The following is a 3,356-nucleotide window of genomic DNA, read 5'->3' as shown; positions in this document are numbered from 1 at the left end:
AGCAGTGTCATTACCAGCATGTTCCGCACGGTCTGGCGGCCCTGAAATTTCATCATGGAGGTAACAATGATATCCCTGTATTTGTGGCGCTTGTGCCAACCGTTTACCACCGTGTGGAGCAGAATCATATACATACCGATCAATGCCGGGAGATAAAATACCGCATCTATGATAGAGGGCGCATACCAATGAAGGACGTTGACGAAGAAACCGGGCATCAGATACCCGGCAAACGCCCCGACCACAACCAGAACGATGCCGACAGGTCCGTACCATGGCTTTACCTCCCGGATCGGTTCGGAAGTATGGGACTCCTGAACCACGTCCATAATGTTGGTTCGGCTGACAGATTGGCTGCCCAATGCAAAGAGCATCGTTATCACATAGGCAGCAAAGGCAAGCGCCAAAAGATAAGCCTTGGGGGAAAATGTCAGCACCATTTCCCGGGAATCCACCAGAAAAGTGCGGAAAAGTTGCCATATACACCAGGCTACGGGTTCCCCCAAAATTGCTCCGGCGGCACAGGAACACAGGGAAAGCAAAAGCAGCTCTTTGTAAAGCTCCTTCTGGAGTTGACACCTGGAAGCCCCCAGCGCCAAAAACACGCCGGTTTCACGGGATTTTTGGCGAAAGAACAACCCCGCCGCATAGGTAGTAAACACAGCACAGCCAATCACAGCCAGCGCAAATACCATCGTTACCTGTTTGCGGGAATCGCCTCCTTCGGGCAGAACAGACAGGATGGTAGGTGCCTGCATCATACAGGCATAGGCGGTGATCAGCAACACGGAAAAGAAGCAGCACCCCGCCAGAAGTGCATACCGGCCTTTGTTTTTTCGCCGCAGTGCGGCATAAACCGAAGAGAAAGAGTTCACAATGCTCACTCCTTTCCCATATCACGAACGACATCCAGCAACTGGTTTTGGAACGATGTACGGTCCAGCGCTGCCCGTTCCAGTGTCTGCCATACCACACCGTCCCGAAGGATAATCACGCGGTCGCAGAAAGAGGCGGCAAAAGAATCGTGGGTCACCATAAAAATCGTGGCGTCCAAAGATTTTTGGGCCTGTTCAAAGGCATGGATGACCGCCCGGCTGGACTTGGAATCCAGGTTGCCGGTGGGTTCGTCGGCCAGAATCAAAAGTGGATGGTTGATCAGCGCACGAGCCACGGCTGTGCGTTGCTTCTCGCCGCCGGAGATCTCCGCCGGATATTTATCCCGAATGGGGCTGATGCCAAACACATCGCACAGCTGATTGGCCCGCTCCTCCACCAGTGTGTTGACGCTTCCGCCGATGATGGCGGGCAACAGAATATTCTGCCGGACGGTAAGGCCATCCAAAAGCAAAAAGTCCTGAAAAACAAAGCCCATCTGCCGGTTCCGGACCTGGGCAAGGGCATCTTCCCCGAGATTTGCCAGTTCCGTATTTCCCAGTGTAATAATCCCCCGGTCCGCCGGGATATAACAGGAAATACAATTCAACAGAGTGGTCTTGCCGGAGCCGGAAGGTCCCATAACGGCCACAAACTCCCCTTTTTCCACATGAAGGGATACCCCTTTCAGAACTTCATAGATGGTTTTTCCTGTCTGGTAGGATTTATGCAGGTCCTGGACAGTCAGCATGGTGAAACTCCTTTCGCATAGAAGACATTGCATCCGCAGGGTACTTTATTATGTTCATCATACTTTCAGCAAAAGTCCCCGCGCAAACGGCGGTGTTATCTGCGGCAAGTTCGGCGTAAAGTTTGACCGGGATTCCAAAACAGATGTAAAAATGTGCGCTTTTTATGTCAAGTTCGGTTTTGTGTATCTGCCTTCCTATGATACAATAATCAAGAATTGCCCGGTCTTTTTTCGCCGCGACGAAACGCCTATAGGATACGGAGGAATGCACATGCTGAGGATCGGAATCTGTGATGATTCGGCGGAGGCCCGCTTTGTGCTTCGCGCTGCGCTAGAGCGCATTTTAGAGAACCGAAAAATACAGGGACAGATATTTGAGTTTTCGGCGGGAGAAAATCTGCTCTGCTGGTTTGACCACCATATGGGGGAACTGGAACTCATCTTTTTGGATATGGAACTGCACCAGTTGGATGGGCTGGAGACGGCCCGGCGGCTCCGCGCTATGGATGCCGGTCTCCAGCTTGTGTTTGTTACCGGTTACCCGGAACATGTCTTTGAGGGGTACAGCGTAGGGGCCTTGGGGTATCTGTTAAAGCCGCCAAAGCAGGAACAACTGGAAGATGTTTTGGAGCGGGCCCAGGCAGTATTGTACCGTAATTTGGAGCGGGCCTATATCTGCCATAACGGAGATACCCACTACCGGATTCCCATTTCCGGTATCCTCTACTTTGCATCGGACCGGCGCCAGGTACGGTGCGTTACGGAAGGACGTTCTTACAGCTTCTACAGTAAATTGGACACCGTGGCACAGGAGGTAGGACAAAGCTTTATCCGCGTTCATCAGAGGTATCTGGTCCGTGCCGGGGCGGTAGACCGAATCGAAAGCGGTGAAGTGATTCTGTGTAACGGCGAGCGCCTCCCGGTGAGCCGTTCGTGTCAGCAATCGGCTCTTTTGGCTTTGGCGCGGGCGGAACTGGAGAGGTTCTGAATGAAAACACTGATTTGGAATTTTTGGTTCTATGGCCTCTGGTGGATCAACATTCTGGCCAATGGTTTTTTTCTGTACCGGATTTGCCGGCCATTCATAACATTCCGGAAAGGACGTTTCTGGCAGGCTTTGCTTTTTCTGACCCTTGCCGGCAGCAGCGGCATGGTGATCTGGATTGGTGATCCCAACATGCTGTATACCATGCCGGTATATTTCATTCTGTTTCTTCTATGCACAAAGGGAGATTTGACGGGGCGTTTGGCCGTAGGCGTTATCTCTTTTTGCCTGACCATGTCCGTCTGCGCTTTACTGGACACTTATGTACTGGAAGTAGATGCAGCCCACCTTTATGACCTGTTGGTTCGGGTATTGCGGACTTCGATCTTCGGCATTCTTTGGCTGGTGCTGCGCCGCCATTTTCCAAAAGAACGGGTACACCTTTCCCGTCGGTTGTGGCAGATGGTGTTGGGATTGGCAATCATGCCGTTGTGTGCTCTTGTTGCCGTGGTATTGCTGACTTTTCAAAAATACGATTCTGCCGCCGTCAATACGCTGGCCATGAATCAGGGGTTGGTGGTACTCCCCTTTGTACTTCTGACATCCGTTGTAATTCTGTTCGCAGTCCTGATACTGGCCGATCATGAACGGCTGGAACAGTCCACCCGCCTGGCCGAAATGCGGAATCTCTATTATCAGAGCCTTCAGCGGCAAGAGCGTCAGGTCCGGCAGATTCGCCACGACCTG

Annotated in this window: 4 protein-coding genes; 2 read left to right on the top strand and 2 right to left on the bottom strand. The window is 52.1% G+C overall.

Annotated features, from left to right (window positions below; all coding sequences use genetic code 11):
• Both H6B10_RS13425 and H6B10_RS13420 read right to left on the bottom strand, forming a co-directional pair.
• Positions 1-875 (bottom strand): FtsX-like permease family protein (locus H6B10_RS13425; protein ID WP_204652073.1); only part of this gene is annotated, 875 nt, incomplete at its 3' end.
• Positions 876-880: 5 nt separating this feature from the next.
• A complete protein-coding gene (locus tag H6B10_RS13420; protein ID WP_204652072.1) occupies positions 881-1,624 on the bottom strand; it encodes an ABC transporter ATP-binding protein in 744 nt (247 codons plus the stop codon).
• Between the two features lie 271 nt (positions 1,625-1,895).
• On the opposite strand from H6B10_RS13420, the gene H6B10_RS13415 reads away from it, so the two are divergent.
• Both H6B10_RS13415 and H6B10_RS13410 read left to right on the top strand, forming a co-directional pair.
• Positions 1,896-2,612 (top strand): LytR/AlgR family response regulator transcription factor, encoded by a 717-nt coding sequence (locus H6B10_RS13415; protein ID WP_204652071.1) that lies wholly within the window; start codon positions 1,896-1,898, stop codon positions 2,610-2,612.
• Positions 2,613-3,356, top strand: a 744-nt coding sequence (locus H6B10_RS13410) for a hypothetical protein (protein WP_345941848.1), incomplete at its 3' end; no start/stop codon positions are given.

The organism is Gemmiger formicilis (assembly GCF_016901605.1).
Taxonomy (GTDB): Bacteria; Bacillota; Clostridia; order Oscillospirales; family Ruminococcaceae; genus Gemmiger; species Gemmiger formicilis_B.
This window is presented reverse-complemented; position numbering and strand designations above follow the sequence as displayed.

Excerpts from the sequence above, each read along its gene's own strand:
- H6B10_RS13420 (WP_204652072.1), bottom strand. The coding sequence starts at position 1,624 with ATGCTGACTGTCCAGGACCTGCATAAATCCTACCAGACAGGAAAAACC.
- H6B10_RS13415 (WP_204652071.1), top strand. The coding sequence starts at position 1,896 with ATGCTGAGGATCGGAATCTGTGATGATTCGGCGGAGGCCCGCTTTGTG.